The sequence below is a fragment of the Pseudomonas sp. NY15374 genome, assembly GCF_048068255.1.
GTDB lineage: Bacteria > Pseudomonadota > Gammaproteobacteria > Pseudomonadales > Pseudomonadaceae > Aquipseudomonas > Aquipseudomonas machongensis.
The window spans coordinates 148,512-173,990 of the sequence record NZ_JBLUPZ010000007.1; the positions used below are offsets into that span (position 1 = coordinate 148,512).

General features: G+C 54.5%; 25 protein-coding genes and 1 pseudogene. 14 read left to right on the top strand and 12 right to left on the bottom strand.

Annotated features, from left to right (window positions below; translation table 11 throughout):
- The first annotated feature begins 261 nt into the window (after positions 1 to 261).
- Positions 262 to 2,337 (top strand): DEAD/DEAH box helicase, encoded by a 2,076-nt coding sequence (locus ACNFHO_RS16275; RefSeq protein ID WP_164524114.1) that lies wholly within the window; start codon positions 262 to 264, stop codon positions 2,335 to 2,337.
- Positions 2,334 to 3,680 carry a DNA-processing protein DprA gene (locus tag ACNFHO_RS16280; RefSeq protein WP_416766859.1) on the top strand — a complete coding sequence of 449 codons (1,347 nt, stop codon included), beginning with the start codon at positions 2,334 to 2,336 and terminating at the stop codon, positions 3,678 to 3,680. The genes ACNFHO_RS16275 and ACNFHO_RS16280 overlap by 4 nt, the downstream gene beginning before the upstream one ends.
- Positions 3,681 to 4,805: 1,125 nt before the next feature.
- On the opposite strand, the gene rclC is transcribed toward ACNFHO_RS16280, so the two are convergent.
- Positions 4,806 to 5,405, bottom strand: a complete 600-nt coding sequence (gene rclC / locus ACNFHO_RS16285) for a reactive chlorine resistance membrane protein RclC (RefSeq protein ID WP_063542969.1) — start codon at positions 5,403 to 5,405, stop codon at positions 4,806 to 4,808.
- Positions 5,406 to 5,577: 172 nt separating this feature from the next.
- On the opposite strand from rclC, the gene ACNFHO_RS16290 reads away from it, so the two are divergent.
- On the top strand, positions 5,578 to 6,525 hold the full coding sequence (locus ACNFHO_RS16290; RefSeq protein ID WP_112897385.1) for an AraC family transcriptional regulator: 948 nt from the start codon (positions 5,578 to 5,580) through the stop codon (positions 6,523 to 6,525).
- Positions 6,526 to 6,575: 50 nt separating this feature from the next.
- Here ACNFHO_RS16290 and ACNFHO_RS16295 read toward each other — a convergent pair whose 3' ends face one another.
- Positions 6,576 to 6,836, bottom strand: coding sequence for a DUF2790 domain-containing protein (locus ACNFHO_RS16295; RefSeq protein WP_193217512.1), 261 nt, complete (start codon positions 6,834 to 6,836; stop codon positions 6,576 to 6,578).
- 365 nt (positions 6,837 to 7,201) lie between these two features.
- Between ACNFHO_RS16295 and ACNFHO_RS16300 the strand changes: the two genes are divergently transcribed.
- Both ACNFHO_RS16300 and ACNFHO_RS16305 read left to right on the top strand, forming a co-directional pair.
- On the top strand, positions 7,202 to 7,552 hold the full coding sequence (locus tag ACNFHO_RS16300) for a putative quinol monooxygenase (RefSeq protein WP_153772554.1): 351 nt from the start codon (positions 7,202 to 7,204) through the stop codon (positions 7,550 to 7,552).
- 100 nt (positions 7,553 to 7,652) lie between these two features.
- Positions 7,653 to 7,775: a hypothetical protein gene (locus ACNFHO_RS16305; RefSeq protein WP_196759878.1), complete on the top strand. Its 123-nt coding sequence runs from the start codon at positions 7,653 to 7,655 to the stop codon at positions 7,773 to 7,775.
- A gap of 8 nt (positions 7,776 to 7,783) precedes the next feature.
- Here ACNFHO_RS16305 and ACNFHO_RS16310 read toward each other — a convergent pair whose 3' ends face one another.
- Complete coding sequence (locus ACNFHO_RS16310; protein WP_063542975.1) at positions 7,784 to 8,287, bottom strand: Lrp/AsnC family transcriptional regulator; 504 nt, start codon at positions 8,285 to 8,287, stop codon at positions 7,784 to 7,786.
- Between the two features lie 138 nt (positions 8,288 to 8,425).
- On the opposite strand from ACNFHO_RS16310, the gene ACNFHO_RS16315 reads away from it, so the two are divergent.
- On the top strand, positions 8,426 to 9,361 hold the full coding sequence (locus ACNFHO_RS16315) for a DMT family transporter (protein WP_063542977.1): 936 nt from the start codon (positions 8,426 to 8,428) through the stop codon (positions 9,359 to 9,361).
- An 88-nt stretch (positions 9,362 to 9,449) separates the two neighbouring features.
- On the opposite strand, the gene ACNFHO_RS16320 is transcribed toward ACNFHO_RS16315, so the two are convergent.
- Complete coding sequence (locus ACNFHO_RS16320) at positions 9,450 to 10,580, bottom strand: L-dopachrome tautomerase-related protein (protein ID WP_416766860.1); 1,131 nt, start codon at positions 10,578 to 10,580, stop codon at positions 9,450 to 9,452.
- A gap of 51 nt (positions 10,581 to 10,631) precedes the next feature.
- Here ACNFHO_RS16320 and ACNFHO_RS16325 point away from each other — a divergent pair, with 51 nt between their 5' ends.
- Positions 10,632 to 11,522: a LysR family transcriptional regulator gene (locus tag ACNFHO_RS16325; RefSeq protein ID WP_063546637.1), complete on the top strand. Its 891-nt coding sequence runs from the start codon at positions 10,632 to 10,634 to the stop codon at positions 11,520 to 11,522.
- A gap of 39 nt (positions 11,523 to 11,561) precedes the next feature.
- Here ACNFHO_RS16325 and ACNFHO_RS16330 read toward each other — a convergent pair whose 3' ends face one another.
- From ACNFHO_RS16330 to ACNFHO_RS16355, 6 genes and pseudogenes are all read right to left on the bottom strand, one after another.
- Positions 11,562 to 12,350 carry a glycine betaine ABC transporter substrate-binding protein gene (locus tag ACNFHO_RS16330; protein WP_416766861.1) on the bottom strand — a complete coding sequence of 263 codons (789 nt, stop codon included), beginning with the start codon at positions 12,348 to 12,350 and terminating at the stop codon, positions 11,562 to 11,564.
- 12 nt (positions 12,351 to 12,362) lie between these two features.
- Positions 12,363 to 13,460: a major royal jelly family protein gene (locus ACNFHO_RS16335; RefSeq protein WP_226938348.1), complete on the bottom strand. Its 1,098-nt coding sequence runs from the start codon at positions 13,458 to 13,460 to the stop codon at positions 12,363 to 12,365.
- Positions 13,461 to 13,541: 81 nt separating this feature from the next.
- Positions 13,542 to 14,549: a zinc-binding alcohol dehydrogenase family protein gene (locus ACNFHO_RS16340; protein WP_153772551.1), complete on the bottom strand. Its 1,008-nt coding sequence runs from the start codon at positions 14,547 to 14,549 to the stop codon at positions 13,542 to 13,544.
- Positions 14,550 to 14,729: 180 nt separating this feature from the next.
- Positions 14,730 to 14,840, bottom strand: a pseudogene (locus tag ACNFHO_RS16345) (carboxymuconolactone decarboxylase family protein); the annotation flags it as partial.
- A gap of 2 nt (positions 14,841 to 14,842) precedes the next feature.
- Positions 14,843 to 15,607, bottom strand: coding sequence for an SDR family oxidoreductase (locus tag ACNFHO_RS16350; RefSeq protein ID WP_063542985.1), 765 nt, complete (start codon positions 15,605 to 15,607; stop codon positions 14,843 to 14,845).
- A 25-nt stretch (positions 15,608 to 15,632) separates the two neighbouring features.
- Complete coding sequence (locus ACNFHO_RS16355; RefSeq protein WP_063542987.1) at positions 15,633 to 16,427, bottom strand: SDR family NAD(P)-dependent oxidoreductase; 795 nt, start codon at positions 16,425 to 16,427, stop codon at positions 15,633 to 15,635.
- Positions 16,428 to 16,532: 105 nt separating this feature from the next.
- Here ACNFHO_RS16355 and ACNFHO_RS16360 point away from each other — a divergent pair, with 105 nt between their 5' ends.
- From ACNFHO_RS16360 to ACNFHO_RS16375, 4 genes are all read left to right on the top strand, one after another.
- Positions 16,533 to 17,477 (top strand): GlxA family transcriptional regulator, encoded by a 945-nt coding sequence (locus tag ACNFHO_RS16360; protein WP_151925797.1) that lies wholly within the window; start codon positions 16,533 to 16,535, stop codon positions 17,475 to 17,477.
- Between the two features lie 66 nt (positions 17,478 to 17,543).
- On the top strand, positions 17,544 to 18,092 hold the full coding sequence (locus ACNFHO_RS16365) for a TetR/AcrR family transcriptional regulator (protein ID WP_416766862.1): 549 nt from the start codon (positions 17,544 to 17,546) through the stop codon (positions 18,090 to 18,092).
- Positions 18,093 to 18,256: 164 nt separating this feature from the next.
- Positions 18,257 to 19,117, top strand: a complete 861-nt coding sequence (locus ACNFHO_RS16370; protein ID WP_416766863.1) for an N-acyl homoserine lactonase family protein — start codon at positions 18,257 to 18,259, stop codon at positions 19,115 to 19,117.
- Between the two features lie 123 nt (positions 19,118 to 19,240).
- Complete coding sequence (locus tag ACNFHO_RS16375) at positions 19,241 to 20,461, top strand: MFS transporter (RefSeq protein WP_416766864.1); 1,221 nt, start codon at positions 19,241 to 19,243, stop codon at positions 20,459 to 20,461.
- A 328-nt stretch (positions 20,462 to 20,789) separates the two neighbouring features.
- Here the strand turns inward: ACNFHO_RS16375 and ACNFHO_RS16380 are convergent, their stop codons facing one another.
- Entirely contained in the window at positions 20,790 to 21,731 is a 942-nt protein-coding gene (locus ACNFHO_RS16380) for an aromatic alcohol reductase (RefSeq protein WP_416766865.1), read from the bottom strand.
- 96 nt (positions 21,732 to 21,827) lie between these two features.
- On the opposite strand from ACNFHO_RS16380, the gene ACNFHO_RS16385 reads away from it, so the two are divergent.
- From ACNFHO_RS16385 to ACNFHO_RS16395, 3 genes are all read left to right on the top strand, one after another.
- A complete protein-coding gene (locus ACNFHO_RS16385; protein ID WP_063542999.1) occupies positions 21,828 to 22,331 on the top strand; it encodes a winged helix-turn-helix transcriptional regulator in 504 nt (167 codons plus the stop codon).
- A gap of 416 nt (positions 22,332 to 22,747) precedes the next feature.
- Positions 22,748 to 23,560: an alpha/beta fold hydrolase gene (locus ACNFHO_RS16390; RefSeq protein ID WP_416766866.1), complete on the top strand. Its 813-nt coding sequence runs from the start codon at positions 22,748 to 22,750 to the stop codon at positions 23,558 to 23,560.
- Positions 23,553 to 24,713 (top strand): ATP-binding protein, encoded by a 1,161-nt coding sequence (locus ACNFHO_RS16395; protein WP_416766867.1) that lies wholly within the window; start codon positions 23,553 to 23,555, stop codon positions 24,711 to 24,713. Before ACNFHO_RS16390 ends, ACNFHO_RS16395 begins: the two co-directional genes overlap by 8 nt.
- Before the next feature lie 52 nt (positions 24,714 to 24,765).
- Here ACNFHO_RS16395 and ACNFHO_RS16400 read toward each other — a convergent pair whose 3' ends face one another.
- Positions 24,766 to 25,023, bottom strand: a complete 258-nt coding sequence (locus ACNFHO_RS16400) for a DUF2790 domain-containing protein (protein WP_063543005.1) — start codon at positions 25,021 to 25,023, stop codon at positions 24,766 to 24,768.
- Positions 25,024 to 25,479: the final 456 nt, after the last annotated feature.

Below are 25,479 nucleotides of genomic sequence, written 5' to 3' on the forward strand. Positions count from 1 at the left end.
ATTGGATGCTACCCTTCCGGCACTCTGCTACCGGCAACCAACGGTCGCCTTGCGAAGAGGCAAGAATAGAAGTTGACCTGCACTGTGCCGCATGGTGCAAGGCGCCGTCCTATCCGGTCTGGTAGGGTATGCGGGGCTGCGTGGGACCCTGCTCCCCAACCGTTGCGATACAGTGAATCAGGAGTTGTCACGAGTGACGAACTCGCATCTTACTCAATAGACCAGACACCAACCACGTGAGAACAAAAGGAGATCGATACCATGGAATACAATTCGGCACGTGCTTTGGAGCTCCTGCGGTTAGGTTCGGGGCGCCCCGATGCCACCTTCCGAGAAGGTCAGGAAGACGCTATACGCCATATTGTGGAGGGTAGGGGGCGTTTGTTAGTCGTTCAAAAAACTGGTTGGGGCAAGAGCTTCGTTTACTTCATCGCTACGAGGCTACTGAGAGAAGCTGGTGCTGGACCCGCCTTATTGATTTCCCCGCTACTGGCTCTGATGCGAAACCAGGTTGCAGCAGCAGAACGAATGGGTGTCCGAGCCGCCACGATCAACTCAGACAACACGCAGGACTGGGCAGAAATCGAGCGCCAGCTTGTTAGCGGTAGCATTGATATCCTTTTGATTTCACCTGAGCGTCTGGCTAATGAGCGTTTCCGTACCCAAGTCTTGGCGCTCATCGCAGGGCAAATCTCCCTTTTGGTCATTGACGAGGCGCATTGCATCTCAGATTGGGGGCACGATTTCCGTCCACACTATCGATTGCTGGAGCGGATGGTTAAAATTATGCCTTCCAACCTTCGCTTGCTGGCTACCACAGCCACCGCGAACAATCGGGTTATGGAAGACTTGAAGGCAGTGCTTGGTCCCAAGATTGACGTTGTCTGTGGAGACCTCACTCGTGCATCGCTGTCTTTACAGACAATTCGTCTTCCACGTCAGGAAGAGCGCCTTGCATGGCTTGCAGAGCGATTGGCAGCATTGGATGGACACGGCATCATCTACACTTTGACCGTGCGGGATGCCCTTATGGTTTCGGCATGGTTGAAAGGTCTAGGCTTTGTTGTCGAAGCCTATACAGGGCAGACTGGTGATCGTCGGGAGGAGTTTGAGCAAGCCCTCTCTAACAACAAAATCAAGGCTCTTGTCGCAACGCAGGCATTAGGAATGGGATACGACAAGCCCGATCTGGCGTTTGTGATCCACTACCAAATGCCAGGCTCTGTAGTCGCCTACTACCAACAAGTTGGTCGAGCGGGACGCGCGTTGGACGCCGCATATGGTGTTCTGCTCAGTGGTGACGAGGAAGCCGAAATAACTGACTGGTTTATCCGTAGCGCATTCCCGACCAAAGCTGAGGTCGCTAAAATTTTAGAGGCGCTTGAAAGTTCACCGCTTGGCTTGTCTATTCCGGAGCTTCTCAGCAAAGTGAATCTGAGTAAGGGGCGGGTCGAAAAAACTGTAGCACTACTTTCACTGGAAGCGCCAGCACCTATCGCGAAGCAAGGTGCTAAGTGGCAACTTACAGCAGCAAATTTGAGTCAAGGGTTTTGGGAGCGCGCGGAGCGGCTTACTGCGTTGCGACAGGACGAACATCAACAGATGAAGGACTATGCCCGATTGCCATTCGGGCAACATATGGCGTTTCTGATTGATGCGCTGGATGGGGCTCCTGGCAAGGTCAACATGCCTGTTCTACCTCCGTTACCTGAGACGGTGAATCCTGAACTAGTCAAAGCTGCTGTCGCATTCTTGCGGCGAACAAGTCTCCCCATCGAACCTCGCAAGAAGTGGCCTGACGGGGGGATGCCGATATATGACGTGAGGGGGTTTATTCCTGTTAATCGTCAAGCTCGTCCCGGAAAAGCTCTCTGCATATGGGGAGACGCTGGATGGGGCAGTATTGTGCGAGATAATAGGTATCTCCACGGCTATTTCTCCGATGAACTGGTTCAGGCATGTGTGGAAATGATAAAAAGCTGGGGGCCGAATCCCGCTCCAGAATGGGTTGCTGCTATTCCCTCTCTTAAGCATCCAGAAATCGTCCCAAATTTTGCGCAAAGGCTAGCCAGTGCGTTAGGTCTGCCATTTTACAACGCTCTCGCGAAGACGGAGGACAGGCCAGAGCAAAAAACCATGGCCAACTCTACTCAGCAAGCGCGTAATATTGATGGCTCTCTTAAAGTTGATTTGATAATTCCTAGTGGGCCTGTTCTTTTGGTTGACGATATTGTAAATTCTCGATGGACTTTAACTGTCGCGGCTTGGCTCTTGCAAGAGGCTGGTTGCGAAGCTGTGTGGCCTATGGCTCTTTCACTTACTGGCCATGATGAATGATGCCATACATTTCCCCTAACACTCAGGCGATATTATTGCTAACCGCGCCTTTGATTGTTGGTCGCGGTTTGCAGTCACCGGACTTGTTATCGCCTGCCGAATATAAGCGCTTGGCTAGTCATCTGCATAAAAACCAGAGGCAACCTGCCGACCTTATTGGCGAGGAGTCCCTGGAGGTCCTTCGGGTGTGTCGACCCGTGGTCGATGAAACTAGACTACAACGGCTGTTGGGGCGGGGTTTTTTGTTAAGTCAAGCAGTCGAGCGGTGGCAGGCACGGGCTATCTGGGTCATCAGTCGTGCTGATTCAGAGTATCCGAAACGTCTCAAAGCTCGTCTCCGTACTGATGCTCCAGCATTGCTGTACGGTTGTGGAGACATCTCTTTACTTGAAACTGGTGGGTTGGCTGTCGTTGGGTCAAGAAAGATCGATGATGGACTTGTCGATTACACTGCGTCTATAGGCCGACTAGCAGCATATGCTAATAGAACAATCATATCAGGGGGGGCAAAGGGGGTAGATCTGGCTGCGATGCGGGGAGCATTGCAGGCGGGCGGAAACGTTATTGGCGTTCTTGCTGAGAACTTAGAGCGAACTGCTATGAATCGCGAAGAAAGAAATTCTTTGCGAGAAGGTAAGTTGGTTCTTGTTTCTGCATATGATCCTAATGCTGGGTTCAATGTTGGGCACGCTATGCAGCGTAATAAGCTTATTTATGCGCTGGCTGATGCATCCTTGGTTGTTATTGCTGAAGTTAATAAAGGCGGAACTTGGGCGGGGGCTGTCGAGCAGTTGGATAAGCTTCACTACGTACCTTTGTTTATCCGCTCCACCGGTGAACCTTCGGCTGGCCTTGATGCTTTGCGTGATCGCGGAGCGATTCTTTGGCCAAATCCGCAGGATTCCGAATCGCTAGATCAAGTGTTCGCTACTAAATTTTTGATGTCAGAGGAGCCTCAACAGCCTGAGCTACTATTGACACCCTCTGAGTCAGCTGATGATGTCTTGGCAGAATCGCAGACATTGCTTAAAGCTTCTCATCCGCTCCAGGTGTCTGACAGTTTTGGCCGTCAAAGAGACGCAGCTAATCCAGTAATCAAGGAGGCCGATAAAAGAACGGATCTTGAGTCTGAGATGAAGATAGATTACTCGGAGCTGCTTTTCGTGACAGTTAGAGATTTGCTTGGGAAGCTACTTGAATCCCCAGCTAAAGACACTGATGTAGCTGCGGCCTTAAACATAACAATCGCACAGGCTAAGGTATGGCTTCAGCGTCTCGTTGAGGAGGGGGTTATCGAAAAGCAGAAGAAACCGTTGGGGTACGTCGTTAAGAAATCGCAGTAAGTAGAGTATACAGATGGTTGGACCGTCTCAGGGGCGCTCAGCGATCAGTTCAATCTCTTCAAGGGAAGCGCTCACCTTGCGATGAAAAGGGCTCGGATGTGAGTCTTGGGGTTCACTTGGTGGGGGATGCGCATATGGGCCGATTTGACGATGCTGTCGTCATCACGAATGACTCGGTCCTTACAGAGCCTCTCCCAATCGTCGTCCAGGATGCAAAGCGGCCTCTTATGCTGCTAAGCCCGAAGCAAAACCTGCGCAGAGTCTGCGTGAGCTGGCAACACATGTTTGCTATCTACAAGGTCATTTGGGTGCAGCTCAGTTCCCTGATCCGGGGATGGATCAAAACGGGGTGAGAGACTAACGGATTGGTGATGCGTCAGCACAGCGCCGGCGATCTTGCTAGTTGTGGTTGTCACGTCCCGATTCGATTCCGGTCATTTCGGCATCCGGCCACGACCACATTCTGATGTGGCAGCGCAAGGCGAGTACCTAATTGAGTACCCGTATTAATTTTTGATTTTCAATAGGTCCCGATTTTTCTGGGTTGAGTGTTGCGGATTCGATTCCTGTCTCCGGCACCAGTAAATTCGGGCCCTACGAAGTCCTTTTTTCAGTGATCTAACTGACCGTCACACCAGCCTGACAGCAAAAAAAGCCCCGCGCAGTTTTTCCTGGTGGGGCTTTTTTCATTATTAGATTCAACGACATCAAAGTGAATCCGGGATGAGAAATCCTTATGCCTTTGGCTTTTGGTGCCTAGCCGCTACGCTTTTGCTGCTCACTGCAGCAATTGGCGTCAGCCGCGATTAGCGCTGCCGAGATGCAGGACATAATTGCGGCTGGTGGGCACCTGGTCCACCGCGGCACAAGCCATCACCTCTCTAGCGCTAGTCATTTTTGCTGTGCTGGGCTTCAACACCTGCAAGCGCCAAGTACGAAAAGGGATGAACGTGGTTTGGACTGTGATGGCTGCGCTCCACAGGGGCGACGTTAGCTTTCAGCGCGTGGCTACCGAGCTACTCGTGACAGGCACCCCTGTTGACTTCGACGTCGTAAGGTATCGAAACGACATGGATACCCTTTTTCTCGACCGCGCGTAGCGCTGGCTCGCGGCGGGAGGGCTACCTAACCACTCACTCTCTTCTTATCCAGATTGATCAGGCTGGTGCCATTAATTAGCTGCTTAGCAGAGTCAGCAATCATCAACACACTACCTGCCAGCATCAACACATCCTTCAAGACCAAGCGTCCAGCTCCAGAAAGGTACGGGAAGCCGAATTGAGCATCTCCTAGATTCGCTACCCACGCTTCAGGCGTTGTGATCAGGAACGACAGCGTCACGATGGGTGTGAGGAAAGCGAGCACAGCTCCCGCGAGCCCCAGCTTCGGTGAGACAAGGTAAGCCAATACCAAAAACCCTATGCTCATCTCGACCACGCCCAGTCCATTTGAGAAGGCATAGGTATGGTTGGCAACTTGCCAAGCACGCTGCGCTAGGTCGAGCTGGCCTTCATGCGTGAAGTGCTCCCGATAGGCCTCTGGGTGTGCATAGAGGAACGAGAAGAATGGGCTGTTTGCCACAAATGGAGTGATGCTGTCAGCCTCGTAGGGCACGAATTTCAACGCACCAATCCACAGGAAAACAATGGCCACGCCAAAGCGAACGAGATGAATTCCAAGCTTATCCAGGCGGCTTGCAATGACCAGCAGTTGAAAGGGACTCATGGTGTGATTCCTTGTGGTTTCAAGATGAGTCCATCCTAAGAAGATTCCGCTTCGCGCTTTTGCCGGATGCGCTCCGCCTTTTTGCCAATCGTCTCAATCATCGCCTTTGGCGACTGCGCTTTCCCCTGGGTTGGTTTAAATTGCGCCCGGATAGCCTTCTGAAGAGATGACCATGACGACGTTAGACAAACTCATCACGCTTGCTGATGTGCGCGGCAGCATGGATCTGCGTTGCCATTTTGCGGGGCGTTGGTCGATTGACCATCAGCCGGATGAGCTCGGTACTGCGCGTTACCACATCGTCCTCTCAGGCCGCTGCCAATTACGCTTGCCTGACCACAGCCTTATAGAACTCAACGCGGGCGACATCCTGTTGCTCCCACACGGCACCGGCCACTTGCTTCAAAGTGATTCGGATGTTGATCAGCCAAATCGTCCGGTGGTCGTTCGCGAGGGGCTTTTACCTTTGCATCGGTTAAAAGGCGAAGGTGAGCCCTTGGATCTGCTATGTGGGAGGTTTATTTACCAGCCAGGCTCATCACTTTTCGAGGCGCTGCCTGAGTACATCCATGTCAGCTTGAGTTCGACACAGTCCGCTTCTGCGCTCTCTGCAATGACTGGACTGATTCGTAGCGAAGCCGAAGCCAACCACCATGGAGCTCGGTCTATAGTTGATGCCCTGACTACCGCGCTGTTCACAATGGTTCTGCGGTCATGGCTGGATACCAGCCCACCTGTTGAAAGTAGCATCGGTCTTCTGGCCGACCGGCGTCTTTCCAAAGTATGGCGTGCGTTGTTAGAGGATCCCTCAGATGCCTGGACCGTTGAGCGCATGGCAGAAATGGCCAACATGTCGCGCGCCAGCTTTATGAGGGCCTTTACGCGCATAGCAGGTTGTCCTCCGGGAACCTTGCTGGTTCGAATCAGGATGGAAATCGCATGCTTGCTGTTGGCAAAGACGGACTCTGGTTTGAGTGATATCGCTTTGGAGGTGGGTTACCAAACGCAGGCGTCATTCAGCAAAGTCTTCAAGGATGTGCTGGGGCAGACCCCTGGACAATATCGGCGAGAGCGAAAGCTGGGTGAATTGGAGGCTAGGCTCGCTAAGGATGCGGTGTGAATTCGCGGTGGGCCCGGCGCATAGCGACGGGCCAATCACCAAATCGTATATCAGCTGTCTTGGTGAGTTTCAGCGACGCGTTTGTAGTAAAGGTCGTGCTCTACCCCCGCGTGATCACGGTACACCAGCTTCACCGTTTCCAGCGCCTGTGAAGTTTCGGACTGAACCACAACGTCTTGCGAGACTACTTTATCCACGTCAATCACGTCACCGTAGCGGTACTGGTGAGCGTCTGTGTCCGGATTGTTGCCTTGTGCTACCGCGAAAGCGGCCGGGGTCATTAAGGCGAGGGCAACAATGAATTTTTTCATGATCATCTCCAATTTGTTTGCATGAGCGGCGTGTCGCTCGTTTGTTGGCGGGATCTATTCGACTCCCTTGATGACCATGCTATTGGCGAAGCTGCACGAGCTCTTTCGCTTTCGGCTCAGGTTCTTGTCCAATCATCTCAGGTAGCTCAGCGCACCGTTTTGCCGATAAATCCGACCTTCCGGAGTGCGATGCTTGCCAGGGCAGACGTTAGGAGTAAGGCTGCTCCTACCCTTGAACGCGCGGGCTACATCCAGGAGCAACAAAGGGACTTTCGTCAATTTGTTGAAACTGTTTCGCTACCCTTTGGGTTTCACGTGCTAGTGGAAGTGATCAAGCTAAGGTATCAACAAACTGGGTGCTCGCCATGACTAGTACGATTACCGTTGTAGCGCATATCACCGCAGATCCATCATCAGTAGCTGAGGTTCACAGCGCTCTGCTAATAGCTGTCGAAGCGACGCAGTCAGAGCACGGGTGTCTTCATTATCGTCTTTTTGAAAACATGGACACTCAAGGCCACTGGACCATGCTTGAGCTTTGGCAAAATGATGATGCGCTGACTCAACATACACTCGGTGAGGCGTTTAAAAATTTAAGCGCGGCTATCGACGGCAAAGCGAGTGTCCAGGTTTTTCGCTTGGCTCCAGCTGCTTCTGCTGTACAGGTGGAGACTGTTGTAAACCCAAACTTCTGGCTTGGAAACGGTTTGCCATGAGCTCTAAGCTAACGTAGCGTCTCAGTTTGGTTTCGGACTTTTCAGGTTCTCAGGTGAGACATAAGTTAGTGGAGGCCAGAACTTTTAAGTGTTCTTGGCGGTGGCTGAAGCCAGTCATTTTACTAGCGCCACATTTTCCCTAAATATTGCCGTCCCAACGCTGAGTCGATGGATCAAGGAAATGGAGGAAGAGTTCACTCCTCGGTTGAGGAGCGAAAGATAGAACGAACGTTAGTTATTGCTCGCTGAAGTGCGCCCTCTCAAGTGATTCGTGGGCAGTGCAGTCGTATATTTAACTTGGCTAAGTGCGAAACTCGATTTGATGCTTGCCACAACGGGTATGGTCGTCAAACAGTCAAGCAGTAGCGTCTGATACTTTGTCAGGTCTTCGCTTACCACCCTCAGCATAAAGTCCGCCTCGCCGCTCATCAAATAGCACTCCATCACCTCTGGGCGCTCCCTGATCGCGTTCGTAAATACTTCTAAAGACTGCTTGTCCTGGAGTTTGAGCGACACGTGTACGAATACATTTATTGCAAGGCCGAGCGCTGCAGGATCAACTAGCGTAACGGCGCCTCGCAAGACCCCACTTTCCTTCATCTCTGAGACACGTCGCCAGCACGGCGAAGTTGAAAGCCCTACCATTTCAGCGAGTTCGGCATTGCTTAACTCCGCGTTTTCTTGGAGTGCATCAAGGATACGCAGGCTAGCGTCATCGAGCTTTGAGCGGCTCATGGTAAATTTTTCCTCTGCATGAGAGCTTTCCAATGAAATGTACCGGTATTTCTACTTCTGAGGAAGAGATAGGTACGTTTTTTCGCGTGCTCAAAAATATCATGGTGCTACGTAACTAGATTGCAACGAGGTGGCACCATGCGCGCTTCAACTCAGCAAGTGTTTAAGACTCGCTCCAAGAATTTCGGGATATCTTCAACTTACGTTTGGCTTGGTGTCATGGTGCTTCTGTGGGGAAGTAGCTGGCCGGTTACTAAGCTTGCATTGCATGACGTACCTCCGCTCTGGCTGGCTACCATTCGTTTCGCCAGTGCCGCGGTTTGTCTTGTTGCTTATCTGGTCGCGAGAGGACAGCTCAAGCTTCCCGTTAGAGGGGATATGCCAATCATCGCAAGCGTGGGTTTGTTGCAGATGATGGCTTTCACAGGTCTGGGTATGGTGGCGATGGTTCATGTCGATACTAGCCGCGCTGTGCTCTTGGCATACACAACGCCACTGTGGTGTGTGGTTGTCGCCTGGGTCATGTTCCGTGAAATGCCCTCTCGGTTGCAGATTGCAGGGCTTGTCATAGGGATGTCAGGGATCGCGGCTGTGTGCTCCCCAGGAGAGCTCGAATGGACAAACCGGGAAACAGTGTTGGGGGCAATATTCCTGCTTCTTGCAGCGGTCAGTTGGGCAATTGTCATCCTTCACGTGAAACGTCATCGGTGGGTGACCCCGCCTCTGGCGCTTGCCCCGTGGCAGATGCTCTTGGCTACCATACCGTTGGCGATTGCAGCATATGTCAGCGAAGGCCCACCGACATCCCTTGTCTTGGATAGGAAACTGGCTGAGGAATTGTTTTTCATTGGTCCGATTGCGACATCGGCGTGCTTTGTGATCTCTGCGGAGTACGGACGGCGAATTTCGACGTTTGGCATGTCAAATTTCACCCTTGGGGTACCCCTCATTGGAACAGTGTTCTCTTGCTTGGCTTTCGGTGCGACCGTTTCCACCATGTTCCTTGCCGGGCTCGGCCTGGTGGTTTTGGGGGTCGTGGTTTCTGCATTAGCTTCGCGCTCCCGCCGGACCTAAACCATAAAGGTTGGCGGAGGCTTTTCGATAAACCCGTTTCAGAGCTCGCAATGCACAAGGCATCAGCTCTGAAACGGGTGCAGTGAGGTTACTTAGGGTCTATACGATAGACGCTCAGTGGTCGCTCGACCTTCGATGCGCCATTGTTGAACAAGCCTACTCGATCAACTTGTGCTGCCGGCAAGTACAATCTGCCCTGGTTGTCGAACGCCGGTGCATCGACCCAGTGCAGGCGACTGTCCTGTGCAATGGTTTGAATGGTGCCGTCAGTGGCGATTCGCTTGACGCTATCTTCAGCCAGGTCACTGAAGTAGAAATTGCCCTTGCTGTCCATGACTGTTCCACCGACCGGCGGCAGGTCTCGCCAGAACTCGACATGTTTGATGAGCTCAGCTTCAGGCAGGTTGGCGTCATCCAGCCAGCGCGTTTCAATCTTGTGCCAAGGGCCTTCCAACGGTGCAAAGTAGAGCCATTTCCCATCCGGGGATACTTCAAGGGGATCGGAGTGCACCCTCAATGCTGTCCCATCTGGCGCTCTGACTACTTTGCCGCTCAGGATAATGTCGCGGTTCGTGGGTGCGCGTACAGCAGGACTGGTCGTTAAGACGCGCCGGGCTTTGTTGGTTTCGAAGTCCAAGACAACGATGCCAGGAACGCCAGCGTCCGTCAGGTAGGCATGCTTGCCATTGAGGCGGATATCGTCGATGTAGCTATGTTCTTGAGCGATGCTGCTGTCGAATGGGATGACCTTGATCACTTCGCCGCTTTTTAGGTCAACGACCACGACCTTTGCACCACCTGGAATGACTTTACCGCCGAAGTCAGTTACGCCTGCATCGACAATCCACAGCCGGCTATTGTCATCGACACGCATTGCATTGACATTGACGAAGCGCTGTTCGGCCGGAATGGTTGCGTCATTGCTATTCCAGCGCTCATTTGGAAAGGGATGGGGCTGGCCTGCTGGGTCTAGCTTCGATACGGATGGCCCCGCTGAGCCAGTCCATTTTGGGCCCGATACGTATAGGCTTCCGGCGCTGTCCACAGCCACCGCATTCCATACGGCATTTGCCGATTGGGCTACCACGTGAAGGGTTGGCGGCACTTCGGCGTGGGCTACACCGATCAAGCCTGCCATCACAGCTGTTAGTACAAATCGTTTAGAGAAGGTCATTGCAAGTTCCTGTTTGAAGGGCTGGGCAATGATCATTTTTCCCATTACGCTGAAAAACCTCGCCATCACGTAAAGAATTTCGTCAAAGTGAAGAAAATCATACGAATCGATGATCTGCAGGTCTTCGTATCGACGGCTGCTGCGGGTAGTTTCTCCGCCGCGGCGCGGTTGCTTGACATCTCGCCCGCCTTGGCGAGCGGTGCCATTCAGCGTCTGGAAAGCAACTTGGGCGCGAGATTGTTTGTTCGCTCGACGCGTCGGTTGAGATTATCCGATGATGGCGAACGCTACTTGCCGCACGCGCGGCAAGCCTTGGAAGCACTTGATAATGGTGAGGTAGCGTTGACCCAGGGCCGTGACGAGATCGCTGGCACTATTCGTTTGTCGATGCCATCTGATATCGGCAGGAACGTGTTGCTCCCATGGCTAGATGAGTTTCAGCAAACGCACCCCATGGTACGTCTGCAATTGCGGGTTAGTGATCAGGTGGCTGATCTGGTGGGGGAACATCTGGACGCTAGTATCAGGTATGGACAGTTGAGTGACTCGGGCCTGGTGTCCTTAGCGCTCGCACCGATGAACCGCAGAACAGTCTGCGCCTCGCCGGCGTATCTCGCGCGTCATGGTATGCCGGAATCTCCTGAGGCGTTGAGTGAGCATAATTGCCTGAGATATGTAATGGGCGAGCAAACTTACGAGCGTTGGAGCTTCAATTTTCCACAGGGAGTGCGGACGGTTCAGGTGACGGGGGATCGAATCAGCGATGATGCCGACATTGTTCGACGCTGGGCTGTCGCCGGATTGGGGATCGTTTACAAGTCCAGGCTCGATGTTGCTGAGGATCTTCGTAGCGGCCGCCTGGTTGAGCTATTCCCGGAAAGCTATGGGCAGCCGGCGCCGCTTCAGCTGGTATGTGCCCATCGCACATCGCTTACGCCGGCCATCCAATCGCTTAGAGCCTTTCTAGCAAAACGTTTCGAAAGTTAGTCGGGGCTCAGTGGCGGGGCACGGGGCCCTGCTACTGATTCAAGCTCCCGCCGGTGCCGACTGACGTGCGAGCCAGATGTCTGCAGCTTCCAAGGCTGAAAGCTTTTTGTGACGGATAAGAAAATCAAGCTCACTGACCGCGGCATTGCCAGGTTGTAGCGAGATTAGGTCCTCAATCAGTTCTTTCGGCATCTCTTGCACAACGTCACTGGCGGCAATGAGCGTTGCTTGATCTTCACCACCCAACAGCCCGAGCGGTTCATCTAGGGCTCGGATTTGATAGGCATGGTGCAAATATTGAGGATGCCACAGCGGCACGACAAACCATTCCCGCTCGGCATAGGATTGCTCATAACGATTGAAGCAATCAGCCTCGGTGCCTTGCGCAAAAAAGTAGCCTTCAGCATCCAACGCGTATTGCGTCACCATGGCTTTGGAAAAGCGACTGATACCAGCACCAGGGTTTATGCCTTGGATGCGGCGGCTCATCCGCTGGGCAACATCCGGCCTCAACAGGTCTGCAATCGTAGCGACCTGATCCTCCGGTACATAATCAGGCACACCCCAAATGCAGAATGGGTTGTATAGAACTCCAAGGGAAGTGCTCGGTTTCTTGCAAGCTGCCAGGTAGGCACCGTGGCTGGCTGGCAGCCAGGCTGATACGAGCATCTCTACCTGTCCTTCGCTGTACAACCGGAACATTTCCTCATGAGGCGCTGTGCTGACTTCCACCAGATAACCATGTCGCTCTAGCGTGCGCTGCACAAGCGCTGCGCTAGCGGCATGGAAGCTGAGGTCGATGTAGCCCAAGCGAATGTGCTTTTGCATGTCATTTCCTTATCAATGCGTTTGCGCAGGCTTGGCGTCGATCTTGACGCGCATAAGGCTGTAAGGTTTCACCCGTTTGTCTTGGCCATCGTTGAAGCCAGGTGAGCGGTGCAGCTGGTTGGCAGTGAAGTACAGATATCCGTCTGGGCCGATCGACAAGGTATCCGGCCAAAGGACTCGCGAATCCTCAACCACGGTTTGCCAAGTGCCATCGGCAAGGCGTTTGCGGATGGAGTTGTGCTCATAATCCCCCGCATAGACTGCTCCGTTAGCATCAGCCTCAAGACCGTCGGAGGCGCCTTTTTCACCAAGGTCAACAACTGCTTGTTCAAGTTCGGCTTCGCTTACATTGGGGTCTCGCAACAAAGCCGTTGGAACCGAATACAGGTGTCGACTCGAAAGCGGACAGAAATACAGTGTCTTACCATCGCTCGACAGGGCGATGCCGTCCGAGGCTACGGTCAGCAATCCTGATTTACCCTGCGCGTCGCGTGTGATGAGTGCTGGTTTCCCTTCGATGACAGGTCGGAACTCAGGGTCTACGGAAGTCGATTTGGCCCCGCTGAGGCGGCGGGTTGCCGTACCGCTGGCCAGGTCCAGCACGATGATTCCACCTGGCCCTTTTACCGACGAATCGGTGACGTAAGCGGTACCTTCCTTACCTACGCGAAAATCAAAACGTACGTCATTCACATAGGTAGTTGGCAGAATCACTTCACGCGGGAACACAACTGTTTTCACGATCTTGTTGGTGTTCAAGTCGATTGCGATCAGCTTGGCTCCACCTGCCTTGGGTTCGGAGAAGGCGGGAGCGGCTGTATCCAATACCCAGACACGCCCTTGACCGTCAGCTACGACGCTCTGCACGCTGATGAACCCGGCGGCCGGATCCTTGGCGTTTTCCACATTCGTTTTCAGGTCCGGGTAAGGAACCAGATGGCCCTGTTTAATCTCCGCCACGGTGTAGGGTACTTCATCTCCCCAACGAGGGAAGTTGATGAAGATCCGACCCGTTTCGGTGACGGTCACGCCTGTAGGCATGGCGCCATTGAAAGCGAAAACACGTTCGGGGTTGGTGCCTGTGCCCGAGGCGGTATCGGCCATGGCCATTGCACTGAGCGAGACCGCGACAGCCAGGCCAGTGGCTTGGAAGAAAGCTTTCATATGCTTGTCCTTGAGCGTATCAGCGGGTTAGAAGCCTTCGAGAACGATCTTGCCTTTGGCTTTACCGCTCTCGATCAGAGCATGGGCGCGCTTCAGGTTATCTGAGCCGATTTTGCCGAAGTGTTCCCCAATGGTGGTCTGGATGACGCCGTTATCGACCAGCTCGGAAATTCTGTTCAGCAACTCATGCTGTTTGATCATGTCTGCGGTTTGATACAGAGAGCGCGTGAACATGAGTTCCCAATGCAGCGAAAGCGATTTGCGCTTGAGTGGCATGACGTCCAGTTGTGCTGGGTCATCAATCAGCGCCAGTTTGCCTTGCGGGCGAAGCACCTCAACGATCTGGTGCAGGTAGGTTTCGGTGTGGGTCAGGCTGATAACGTAGTCGACCGGGTTGAGTTTCAGGTTTTCAAGCTGCAGCGGGATCGAGGCGGAGTGATCAATCACATGGTGGGCGCCCAGTTCTTGTACCCAAGACTGGGTCTCTGGCCGCGACGCTGTACCGATGACGGTGAGTTGGGTAAGTTTGCGGGCCAGCTGGACCAGGATCGAGCCAACCCCGCCACCGGCGCCGATGACCAGCAGGCTTTGTCCTTTACCACCGTTCTCCTGAACGCCCAGTCGATCGAACAACAGCTCCCAGGCAGTAATGGAGGTCAGCGGCAAGGCTGCGGCACTGGCATTGTCCAGGCTACGTGGTTTTTGGCCGACGATGCGCTCATCCACCAAGTGAAATTCGCTGTAGCTACCAGGACGATCGATCGCGCCGGCGTAAAAAACTTCGTCGCCAACTTTGAACAATGAAACGTCGCTGCCGACTTCACGGACGACACCAACGGTATCCCAACCCAGCACTTGGACCTCTTGGCTGGTACTGCGGGCTCGCACCTTCGTATCTACCGGGTTCACCGCAATCGCCTTCACTTCGACAAGCAGATCTCGAGCACCTGGGGTGGGCTTCGGCAGGTCCGTTTCGAACAGGGAACGAGCGTTTTGGATCGGCAAACCAGCTTCTTGGAAAACTACGGCTTTCATATGAGGTTGTCCTTTACAGGTCAGAGAGTGATGTCAGGCTAACTCCCTTCGTAAGCCTCAAAAACTAGCTAACCCGAGGAAGACTTTCGCCGTTTCGCTGAAGGTTGAGGCGATCAGCCATTCACGGAATGGCTGATCGTTTTAGGAGGCGCGCACACGTCGCTTAAGTTAGGTGTCCGATCAGATCGCTTTCGGTGGGAAATCGATATCTGTTTTCGCCACGTTGTTCAGGTAGTTCGTCAATGTCAGCAGCGAGACCTGCGCGATGACATCGACGATTTTTGCATCGCTGTTCAGGCGACAGGGATAGGGTTTGCGGCCAGTGCCTCGTTGAACTGGTTGATCAGTTCATGCTCGTTTGGCCCTTGGTTGGCTCGTATTGGTACGACGCGGTCAACCAGGACTTCGGTTGTCGCTGTCTCCAGTTTTTCCAGGGTCTCTTGAATGAATTCGTCCAGCGGCATGGCGCGTTCATCACCACTTTTGTGAATCAGATCGGTGTCGACCCATGGCGGTGCGATTTCCAGAACCTTGACGCTGGTATCGCGCAGGGCAAAACGTTGCGATAGTGAGTAGGAGTGAATCGCCGCTTTGGTCGCTGAATAGAGGGCTGTCGCGGCCAGTGGCAGATAGGCCAGTACCGAGCTGTTGTTGATGATGTAGGCATCGGGTTGGCGCTTGAGATGTTCTACAAACGCTGCGCTAACACGCACCGGGCCCAGCAGGTTGGTTTGCAGCAGCCCTACCGCCTGCTCATCGTCATAATCGCCAGAGCCTGGGTTGTCGAAAGGCATGATGCCGGCATTGTTGATGATGACGTTCAGCGAGGGATGGCGACGGATAACCTCTTGTGCGACATCCTTGATCTGCTGGGGATCATTGATATCAAGCTGAACGGTGTCGATGCCGGGATTGGAGCTGGCGATTTCATCCAGCAGCGATTGGCGTCGGCCCGCGATGATGACTTTGTTTCCACGCTGGTGGAACGCTTCGGCCAGAGCGCGGCCGATGCCCGAGGTGCCGCCAGTAATGAAGATGGTGTTCGCGCTAGTTTTCATGATTTGTATCCTTTCAATTGATTGATTAAACGCCGTAACGCGGAGCGAGTTTGTTGCTGGAGAGATGTCCGAACAGCGCCTTGCGGCTGCTTTCGTACAGCTCGAAATGCTGTATGTCCTGCATGGAGGGGATGGAGATCAGGACACCGTTGTCGAAGTCTTGAAGGGCGCCATCCACCAGATCGGTTGCTGACATCACGATGTTGGGATCAAGGTTCTCGACGGGCAGTCCCCCGATTTCCCAGAAATCGGTAGCCGTAGCTCCTGGCAGTACCGCCTGAATCTTGATGCCCTGTTCTGTCAGCTCCTTGTGCAGCGACTGAGTGAAGGCCGTGACGTAGGCTTTGCTTGCGCCATACACGCCATTCAGAATTTCCGGTGCCAGGCTGACGATTGATGAGATATTGATGATTGCGCCCTGTTGGCGAGCGATGAAGCCCGGAACTGCGGCGTAGGTCAGTCGAGTGAGTGCCGTGACGTTGAGGCTAATCATCTCGGCCATTCGCTCCACATCGCTGTCCAGCAAACGGGTGTGAGTACCGATGCCTGCGTTGTTAACCAACAGATTGATGCTGGCGTCTTCGCGCAATTTGCGTTCCACTCGCGCCAGGTCCGCTGCGTTGGCCAGGTCTGCGGGGAAGACTTCAACGCTCTGCTGAGTCTCGTTGGTGATGCGGCTCGCAAGAGCGTTCAGGCGATCACGATTGCGGGCGACCAGAATCAGGTCATAACCACGTTGAGCCAGGCGGTCTGCGAAAATTGCGCCGATGCCGGTGGATGCGCCTGTGATCAGGGCGGTGCCTTTGTATTCCTGAGTCATGGTCCAGCTCCGTTGTTTGGGTGTGGAGCCATGATGCAAAAAAATAGATTTGTCTTAAACGACGCATATGGTCATGTTTTAGGACGTCGCAATCGGAGCACAGTTATGCATCGAATCGGCTACTTGGTCACGGATGGATTTCAGGTGATGTCTCTGGCCACCCAGGCGGTTTTTGAATTCGCGAACATGGTCGCGGGCGAGCCTGTGTACCGGATTCAGAACTACTCGGTGTCAGGAGGGACCATTCGATCATCCTTGGGTATGCACATCGATACGCTGGCTTTGGATGATCCAGGGCTTGCAGATAGCTGGATGATCACAGGGACACTCACTCCGCTTACGCCTCCCGCTGCAGAGGTTCTGTCCAGCGTGCAGGGATTTGCCCAGAGCTCTAGGCGCATCGCGGGCATCTGCACAGGAGCGTTCGTCTTAGCTCAAGCGGGTGTCCTCGATAACCGACGTGCGACTACTCATTGGGCATATGCCAAGACTCTTCAAAGCATGCACCCGAGCATTGAGGTGGAAGAGGATCGAATCTTCATTGTGGACGGCCCTGTTTGGACCTCTGCAGGAATGACCGCGGGCCTCGACATGGCATTGGGGATGGTGGAGAAGGATTTGGGAACGGAGCTTGCGAAATCGGTGGCCCATAAGCTCGTAATGCACCAACGCCGATCAGGAGGGCAGTCTCAGCACTCTGAATTGCTTGCTCTGGCGCCCAAGTCTGATCGCATTCAGAGCGCTTTGGATTATGCACGTAAGCATTTGAACAGGGCACTGAGTGTTGAAGAGCTCGCGGAAGTTGTTCATCTGAGCCCAAGGCAATTCACGCGCGTCTTCACTGCCGAAACCGGTCAATCACCTGCGAAAGCGGTGGAGAGTCTACGACTAGAGGCAGCTCGGCTAATGATCGAGCAGAGTCGCCATAGCCTGGACACGGTAGCAAGGGAAACCGGGTTCAGGGATCGTCGACACATGCGCGAGGTCTTCATCCGAGGTTTTGGGGTTCCCCCGCAAGCCGTTCGCCGCGATGCTAGGCGAGTCGGATAGAAATCGCTTTCCTATCCAACCGAACGGTTCGATACTGGGATCATGTCGACCGTTTAGGTACCGAAAATGGGACGCCCTCGAAAATTCAATCGTGAGACGGTTCTGGAGAAGGCACTGCCCGTGTTCTGGCAGTACGGCTACTCCGGCACCTCTCTTCATCATCTTGAGCAGGCTACGGGCGTGAATAAGTCAGGCCTGTATTCAGAATTCAAGGATAAGGATGATCTGTTTCTGAGCGCTTTGGCGTATTACTACGCAAACCGCGGAGCACCAGAAATCCTGATTGCTCAGCCGCAAGGATGGGCAAATATCGAGCGTTTTCTTCGGCTTGGCGACCCTCAAGATAACGGGTGTATGGGCTGCTTTTCGGTCAATGCGCTACGTGAGTTTCCCGTGCTTTCCGATCAGGTCCGTCAACTGCTCGTGGATTGTCATCGTCGCCTGCTCCCGCAAATCGCTGACAACGTAAGGGCTGAGAAGACCCGACTGGCTCCAGAGATTGTTGCGGACATCATCATGGTGTTTTTCTCTGGGGTGTGCGTTGAAAGCTGCTTGCCTGCTGATGGGACTGGCGATCGGGTCAGCCACTTCATGGAAGCGTTGCGGGCTCTCTGAGCAACACCTATCACCTTTTTGAACCGAATGGTTTTTTTCTCTTGCGCCTGAGTTTGGGTCGCCCTATATTGAACCGATCGGTTCTTAATGGGGCAGTGCAAGACGGTACTTACCCGTCCTGACGGTCTGTCTTAACCCAAGCGTCGCCTGCAAGGAGAATCACCATGGCACTGAAGATCCATCCTATTAACCTCGGAAACATGCAGATGGATTCGAGCGGTCTGGTCATGTTCCGGAACCCCGGCGAGCACGTCACCATCCCGGTTCTGGGTTTTCTTATTACTGGAGGGGAGGAACCGATCCTGGTCGATACGGGGTCACGCAATGCCCAGCAGTATGAAGATTATGGACTGACGTACGAAGTGACGCCGCAAATGACGCTTGAATACCATCTGGCCCAGCATGGGTTGCGGATGAAAGACATCCGGCACATCGTCCACACGCATGCTCATATCGATCATGTCGGCATGACTGATCTCTTCCCGATGGCGACTACTGTCGGCATCTCCCGTCGTGAGCTGGAGTTCGCTGCATCCGGCATCATGGGACCGCTCATGTACACCGCGGCTGATACCAAGCATTTGATTGATCGTCTCCACACTCGAGGCGCAATTCGCCTGTTCGATGTCGACGGCACGTTCGAAGAAGAGGTTATCCCTGGCGTAGCAGTTCGACTGTCAGGGGGACACACGCCAGGCTCGATATCGGTCCTGGTCGAAACTGACGAAGGAATGGCGAATATCTGCGGCGACATCGCCTATGACATCCACGACCAATTGATTGAGCCCATTCTCGATCAAGCGTCCCATGAGCCGACGATTACAGCGAATCGTGCCATGTCCACACTGGATGAAAAGAGAGCTCTCAAGAGGGCGCTTGCAGACAGCAAATTCCTGCTTCCAAGTCACGACGCCCCTGCCTTGATCAAGGGCGGAAAAGTCGTAGGGCGTATGCTCGATGCGATTTCTAATCCACAAGCTGACGCTACAAAAGCGATCAACTATTCGCTTTTGGCTTCAGTGTGACGCATGGCTTTCATCACCTTTGCACGCGCTCGCCCTTGGCGAGCCGTGCGCTTCGGGACGGGAACACTGGTATTTGCGATGGGCGTATGCCTGTTGATCAACCGCTTACTGTGAGCACAAGTCATGGACCAGATTCTGATAACCCCTGGAATAAGCATTGCCAATGACGACAAGCAGCGTCTTGGCCCGCGGACTCGTTTTGGGCTGCTTGCTTCCATCACAGTGACTTTCCTGGCTGGATCCAGCGTACCTACGCCGTTGTATCCGATCTATCAGGACCAGTGGCATTTCACTGCGATGGGCATCAGCTTTATCTTCAGTATTTATGCCATATCAGTACTCGCCGGACTGCTAGTGTTTGGACGGCTGTCCGACTATGTCGGTCGTCGATCAGTACTGTTGTGGACGACTGTTTTGCAATTGGTGGCCATGTACATGCTGGGTGTCGCTGATGGCTTCACGGATCTAGTGCTTGGCAGGCTGATTCAAGGCGTGTCGACAGGAGCTGCTGTTCCAGCGGTAGGCGCAGCCTTGATTGACCTCAACCACAAGCGCGGCGCGGTCGTGAATGCCCTCACTCCTGCCATCGGCAGCGCTGTTGGCGCTCTGATGGGTAGCGTATTCGCACAGGCATTACCGTACCCCACTCATACCGTGTTCGCGGCGCTAGCTTTTATTTTGGCCATTCAGGGCGTTGGTCTACTCATCATGAGGGATGTCCGCGCAAGAATACCTGGGGCTGCCCGGTCACTGATGCCTCAATTCAGCATACCCGTGCATGTGCGCGGACCAATGATCATTGCATCGTCGCTGTTCGTTGCTGGCTGGGCTGTCGCCGGTTTCTTTGCTTCGATGGGGCCACGGCTAATTGAGCAGCTCTTTGCGCTACCCGCGTCATGGGCAGGAGGATTGGTGTTGGCGGCTTTCGCTGGAGGTGGGGTAGCTGCTATCGGGACATTCGTTAATCGGTCAATGCATACCCTCTCCTGGATTGGTGCACTGGGGCTGCTGACCGGTATGGCTATGGTCTTGGCCTCATTGATCACCGGTTCGCTCACACCCTTTATCTTTGGCGTTGTGATTTCCGGAGCTGGCTTTGGTGCTGGTTTTCAAGGTGGCATCAGACTGGTTTTATCCAAGTCACGTGCCGAGGAGGTCGCGGGTGTATTGTCCGTTGTCTTCCTCTGTTGCTACCTCGGTATGGGTGTTCCGGCGATGATCGCTGGGTACGCGGTAGCTAGCGGATACGGCGTCTTCGATACCGCAATAGTCTTCGCCATTCTAGTAATGAGTCTTTCATTCGTAGCGGTTTACAGGATGATGAATGGTGGCGGTAAGGTATGACGCTAGTAGAAAAGTAGAAAAGGCCACATTAAGTGGCCTTTTCTATGTGCAGCTTCTGGTTAGCGACTCCGCGACGAATGCCCCGATGTGCCTGGCAGCGGCGATGGGGTATTGCATGTGGGGGCCGTGCCCGGCATTCGGCAAGCTGAGTTCTACGGGAAATACCGGGTTCTCCGGAGCGTCGCCGAGTTGCTCTGCGGCCCAGGCAGTTGGCACCTGCGGACGAATTCAGTCCCTTTCGTGTTGGTACGACTCCTGGCTCCCGCACCAGGCCCACCCTTTCACCCTCCCAGGCGCATCTCCGAACTTCCTCACCTTCTGTTAGCGCTTAGCTTCCTTGAAGGTTGGCGCGAGCCCACTGCTCGGCGGTCGTGACGTGAATCGCCTGCTGTTCATTAAAGGTGCCCGCTTTCGGCCAGGCCACGCCTCGGCCCTGGGCAAACACGGCCCGGTACTTCTTGATGTGATGAGTCGGGTCTTTTTCCAGTTCGTCCATCAGATACGGAACCGTCCATTCGTTACGTTTGAAAGGTCGTCCAAGGACACGTTCGAGCAGCCCAGCAACTTCATCGTAAGTAACCGTGTCGCCCGAGAGGTACACGATTTCGTTGCGCAAGCGGGGCTCGAAGAAAACGATTTCTGCTGTCAGCGCTCCGATGTCATCGGGTGTGGTCAGGGTGACGCTGTTATCCAGGCCGCCCAGCGCGTTCACCGTGTCATTCTCGAAGTCCACCACTTCAAAAATGGGCTCAAACATGAAGCTGGTGAACATGCCCGTCGAGATGATGACCCACTCAGTCTTGTCTTGAGCCCTCAGCAACTCGCGGACGTCAAGCTGGGCATCGAAAAGGTCCTGCGGGCTTCCGCGTCCAATCACCTCAAAATCCACGCCGAACTGCCACGGGAAATAGCGCTTGACGCCGGATTTCAGAGCCGCAGTGGCAAGCTTCATCGGAGTTTCTCGGCCTGCAACCATCCCTGCGCAGCCAATGACGGTATCGAATTGAGCGAATACCGCCGCCAGCTGGTCGATGGAGTCGCTCACCAGATCGGCAGCGACCATCTGAATGCCGAGGCTACGAAGTTCATCGATTTCGGCCTTTTTTGCCGGGACTTGGGTGTTGATGGTGGATTCGCGCAGTAGCACGCTGACCGTTGAGCCTGGGGCTCGTTCTGCAACCCGAGCAAGGTTGCGAAGCACGGGCAGCCCAAGCTCTCCTGCGCCTAATACGAGGATCGATTGAGGGGTTGGCTGGGTGGGATGGGTCATGATTTGTCCTGGTTAAAGTTGCCTGTAAGATGGACAAATGCTTGCACGACTATGCAGCGCTCGTAAGAAGGCACACGCGTGATACCAGGGGGAAGCATGGCCGATCATGAAGCTTTGAGGCAGGCGCAAGCCATCTGCCAGACGCTTAGAGAGGATGACGATGGGGTCAGGCGTGAGGTACTTGCACATGCGGGCAGTCGCTGGTCTCTGGGCATTCTGCATGCGCTAGGTGTCTACGGCACGATGCGCCACGCCGATATCAAACGGCAGTTGCGTGGCATTACACAGCGCATGCTGACCAAGACACTGCGATCACTTGAGCGGGATGGCTTGGTCAGCCGACACGAGTTCCAAGAGATTCCGCCCCGTGTTGAATATGACCTGACTGCACTGGGGATGCAGCTGCTGGTCCGCATGTCGCCTATTTGGACGTGGGTGGTTGAAAACGTGGAGCAGATCCGCGAGGCCCGCCACAGGTTCGACAGTCAGGACGGAAAGACACCGTTCTGGCAAGAGCCTGTCCCGATGCCTGCGAGTTCGGTTACTGGCTATGACAGCCCGCTGATAGAGCAGGCTATAACAGCGAAGAGAGACAAATGATTGTTGCGGACACATCGAGAGCTCGCCTCGAAAGTGTCTGGCCCGCGATACCCTCATGGCGGCTAACGCTTCCGCTTACAACGTCCACAGCCACGTCCTGTCCACATGGCGGGGCTTAGCGCTGTAACCTGTAGATCGGATCTGTGCTCGACCAACAAGCAGATCGAGCACCTGAATTTGGTCTTCATCGGAACCCGCCCGTCCCGAAATCAGCTCGAACGGCGCCTCGTTCAATAATCCGCGGGCTATGTCCAGGCGTATCGCGTATGGTGGCCCACGTGTGCCTGTGCTGGCACAACAGTCACGTTCAACCGCTGCGCAAACCACAGTCGTACCCCGCTTGTCCCATGACTCACCTAATCTTTCGGTAGATTGGGCGGTCATTCGCTACTAATCGCCAACTACCCAGGATTTTTATGACCCTGCAGAAGCGTAACAACGTGCATATTGCTGGGGACGGAGGGGCAACCTTGATCCTGGCGCATGGGTTTGGCTGTGACCAGAGCATGTGGCGGTTGCTGGTGCCACATTTCTCCGAGAGCTTTCGCGTTGTCACCTACGATCTGACCGGCGCCGGACAGTCTGACCTGGGGGCGTACGATCATGGCAGGCACGCGTCGCTGTGGGGGCACGCAGCGGATCTTAACGAGATCATCAACGAATTTGCGAAAGGCCCCGTGATCCTGGTCGGGCACTCGGTCAGCGCGATGATTTGTGCCTTGGCCACTGTGCAGTCGCCAGAGCGGATTGCTGCACTGGTGATGATCGGCGGTTCGCCTTGCTACGTAGACAAGGGTGACTACACCGGCGGATTCTCGCCGGATGAAGTGCTGCAAATGCTGGCCACCATCGACGACAATTATCTCGGATGGGCCGGGACCATGGCGCCTGTCTTGATGGGGGCACCTGGGCAGCCGGGGCTTCACGAAGAGCTGCTGGAAAACTTTGCCCGCACCAACGCCTTTATCGCCAGGCATTTTGCCCGTGTGATTTTCCTGTCCGATCACCGGCAGGACATTTGCGGGCTGTCGACACCCACGTTGATCCTGCAATGTCCCGGCGACGTGGTCGTGCCAATGGGGGTTGGCGATTATCTGCACCGCGTGCTGCCCGACAGTCAGTTGAGCATCATCAACAACATTGGCCATTACCCGCAGTTGAGCGCGCCCAGTGCTTGCACGGCTGCAATGGATGCTTTCTTCGTAGAACGTGGGTTCAGTGATGGATGACGCCGTGCAGTTGTTCACAGCATCGTATTTCGAGAATGCCCCGTGCGGACTGGTTGTCATGGCCGTGGATGGCGCCATCATCCGCGCCAACCAGACGTTCTGCGATTGGCTGGGATACGACGCGACGCTGATGCACGCGTGCAGTTTCGACCAGTTGCTGACGGTGGCTGGGCGTGTGTTCCAAAGCACACACTGGAAGCCATTGATGGACATGCAGGGCTCTGTTGCGGAGGTTAAGGTCGACCTGCAACACCGCAATGGAACAGCCGTTGCCATGTTGCTGAATGGTGTACGGCAGGCAAGTGAAGACGGTGTCGTCTACCAGTTGGCGTTGTTCGGCATTAGCCAGCGAGACCGCAATGAGCGGGGGATATTCTTGGCAATGCAGCGCGCCGAGGAACTGCTGGCGCAGAAGGCCGCCGCCGAATCGGCTTTGCAACGCGCCCAAGTCGAGTTGGCCGCGGCCTATGAAGATGTGCAGCATCGGGCACTGCTCGCTGAACGAATGGTCGCTGTGGCTAGTCATGACCTGAAGAATCCGATGACGGCCATCAAGATGGCTACAGAGTTGCTTGCACGCGATGTCCAATCCGACCGGGGGCGTCGCCTGCTGGGCAGCATTGGCACTTCTGCCGAAAGAGCGCAGCGCATGATCGTCGATCTTCTGGATTTCGCGTCGATCAAACTCGGGCAGGGCATCGGCATCCGTCGCCAACAAGTTGATCTTCTGAAGGCCATGGACCAATCCGTGAGTGAGCTCAGGATTGTTTTTGGCAATGCAAGCATTCGTCATCTATCTCGTGGGCAAGGGACACTCGAGGTGGACCAGGACAGGTTGCAGCAGATGATCGGTAACCTGGTCGCCAACAGTGCGGCATATGGGGACCTTCGCTATCCCATCACGCTTACTACCGAGTTCTGCGGCAACGGTGTGGTTTTGGGCGTTCACAACCACGGCCCTGCCATCGCCGAGGAACTGGTGCCGAAGTTATTCGAGCCGATGACGCGTGGTAGCGACCGGCAAGATGCGCTGCGTTCGCTCGGGCTTGGTTTGTTCATCGTCAAGCAGATCGCCGAAGCTCATGGTGGCCGGGTTACCGTGACGTCCAACCCAATCTATGGCACCACCTTCATCATCCACTTGCCCTATTGATCTGGCGGCACTGCTGCACATTCCTTCATGGATTCAGCATCACCCCAAAGCCTCAGTCGTCAGTCAAACCTTTCCCCATCGCTGTGTATTCAAGCGTATGGCGCTGGCCTTTGGAGTCTTCGTAGATCATGCGCGCGGGCACCAATTCGCGCACGTCGGGCACTTCGCTCACGGAGATCACTCGGGCAATGTCCAGGTGCTGCGAGTAGTTGTACCGCTCAACCGGCGGCTGCTTGAAATCCTGCGCCACTTCATTGGCCATTGCCGTGCTGCAAAGGCCGCCAAACACCAATGCCACTAACGCTTTCATTTTCAAGTTACCTGTCTGTCGTGAAGGGGGCTTGGGGCGCCGCGAGCGCCGAGTTGCACCCAGTGTTCTGCAGGCGGATTAGTTGAGGGTTAACAGACCAGGGGCGACGTCTCAACGCGTATGTCGGACTGTTCCCAAAATGCGGCTCACGACTTCTTCTGGCTTCGCCGCGCCTTGCACTGATGCCCCGTTAGGCATAAATTCCCCCAGTCGCGGCAACCTCCGCGACCGGGTTTGGCGACCCGTACGAAAAGGCGCATCGGCGCCCCGATCACGATTGCAGGCGCTTTTTTTTGTGTCCGCAGTTTCGTGCAATGGCGGCTGTGCGTGGGAGACCTTCGGGTCTGCCGGGTTCCTTTTCCTCGGTTCGCCAACCTGCGTACAGCTGCCACCCAATCGTTTGGCGACGATTGACGTGGTGCTTCAACTGAAAAGGATCTCATGCATGTTTATCGC

What these genes read in the sequence shown, in the direction of transcription:
- ACNFHO_RS16275 (WP_164524114.1), top strand. Translation starts at nt 262, where the DNA reads ATGGAATACAATTCGGCACGTGCTTTGGAGCTCCTGCGGTTAGGTTCG.
- ACNFHO_RS16280 (WP_416766859.1), top strand. Translation starts at nt 2,334, where the DNA reads ATGATGCCATACATTTCCCCTAACACTCAGGCGATATTATTGCTAACC.
- rclC (WP_063542969.1), bottom strand. Translation starts at nt 5,405, where the DNA reads ATGAGTCCCTTTCAACTGCTGGTCATTGCAAGCCGCCTGGATAAGCTT.
- ACNFHO_RS16290 (WP_112897385.1), top strand. Translation starts at nt 5,578, where the DNA reads ATGACGACGTTAGACAAACTCATCACGCTTGCTGATGTGCGCGGCAGC.
- ACNFHO_RS16295 (WP_193217512.1), bottom strand. Translation starts at nt 6,836, where the DNA reads ATGAAAAAATTCATTGTTGCCCTCGCCTTAATGACCCCGGCCGCTTTC.
- ACNFHO_RS16300 (WP_153772554.1), top strand. Translation starts at nt 7,202, where the DNA reads ATGACTAGTACGATTACCGTTGTAGCGCATATCACCGCAGATCCATCA.
- ACNFHO_RS16310 (WP_063542975.1), bottom strand. Translation starts at nt 8,287, where the DNA reads ATGAGCCGCTCAAAGCTCGATGACGCTAGCCTGCGTATCCTTGATGCA.
- ACNFHO_RS16315 (WP_063542977.1), top strand. Translation starts at nt 8,426, where the DNA reads ATGCGCGCTTCAACTCAGCAAGTGTTTAAGACTCGCTCCAAGAATTTC.
- ACNFHO_RS16320 (WP_416766860.1), bottom strand. Translation starts at nt 10,580, where the DNA reads ATGGGAAAAATGATCATTGCCCAGCCCTTCAAACAGGAACTTGCAATG.
- ACNFHO_RS16330 (WP_416766861.1), bottom strand. Translation starts at nt 12,350, where the DNA reads ATGCAAAAGCACATTCGCTTGGGCTACATCGACCTCAGCTTCCATGCC.
- ACNFHO_RS16335 (WP_226938348.1), bottom strand. Translation starts at nt 13,460, where the DNA reads ATGGCCATGGCCGATACCGCCTCGGGCACAGGCACCAACCCCGAACGT.
- ACNFHO_RS16340 (WP_153772551.1), bottom strand. Translation starts at nt 14,549, where the DNA reads ATGAAAGCCGTAGTTTTCCAAGAAGCTGGTTTGCCGATCCAAAACGCT.
- ACNFHO_RS16350 (WP_063542985.1), bottom strand. Translation starts at nt 15,607, where the DNA reads ATGAAAACTAGCGCGAACACCATCTTCATTACTGGCGGCACCTCGGGC.
- ACNFHO_RS16355 (WP_063542987.1), bottom strand. Translation starts at nt 16,427, where the DNA reads ATGACTCAGGAATACAAAGGCACCGCCCTGATCACAGGCGCATCCACC.
- ACNFHO_RS16360 (WP_151925797.1), top strand. Translation starts at nt 16,533, where the DNA reads ATGCATCGAATCGGCTACTTGGTCACGGATGGATTTCAGGTGATGTCT.
- ACNFHO_RS16365 (WP_416766862.1), top strand. Translation starts at nt 17,544, where the DNA reads ATGGGACGCCCTCGAAAATTCAATCGTGAGACGGTTCTGGAGAAGGCA.
- ACNFHO_RS16370 (WP_416766863.1), top strand. Translation starts at nt 18,257, where the DNA reads ATGGCACTGAAGATCCATCCTATTAACCTCGGAAACATGCAGATGGAT.
- ACNFHO_RS16375 (WP_416766864.1), top strand. Translation starts at nt 19,241, where the DNA reads ATGGACCAGATTCTGATAACCCCTGGAATAAGCATTGCCAATGACGAC.
- ACNFHO_RS16380 (WP_416766865.1), bottom strand. Translation starts at nt 21,731, where the DNA reads ATGACCCATCCCACCCAGCCAACCCCTCAATCGATCCTCGTATTAGGC.
- ACNFHO_RS16385 (WP_063542999.1), top strand. Translation starts at nt 21,828, where the DNA reads ATGGCCGATCATGAAGCTTTGAGGCAGGCGCAAGCCATCTGCCAGACG.
- ACNFHO_RS16390 (WP_416766866.1), top strand. Translation starts at nt 22,748, where the DNA reads ATGACCCTGCAGAAGCGTAACAACGTGCATATTGCTGGGGACGGAGGG.
- ACNFHO_RS16395 (WP_416766867.1), top strand. Translation starts at nt 23,553, where the DNA reads ATGGATGACGCCGTGCAGTTGTTCACAGCATCGTATTTCGAGAATGCC.
- ACNFHO_RS16400 (WP_063543005.1), bottom strand. Translation starts at nt 25,023, where the DNA reads ATGAAAGCGTTAGTGGCATTGGTGTTTGGCGGCCTTTGCAGCACGGCA.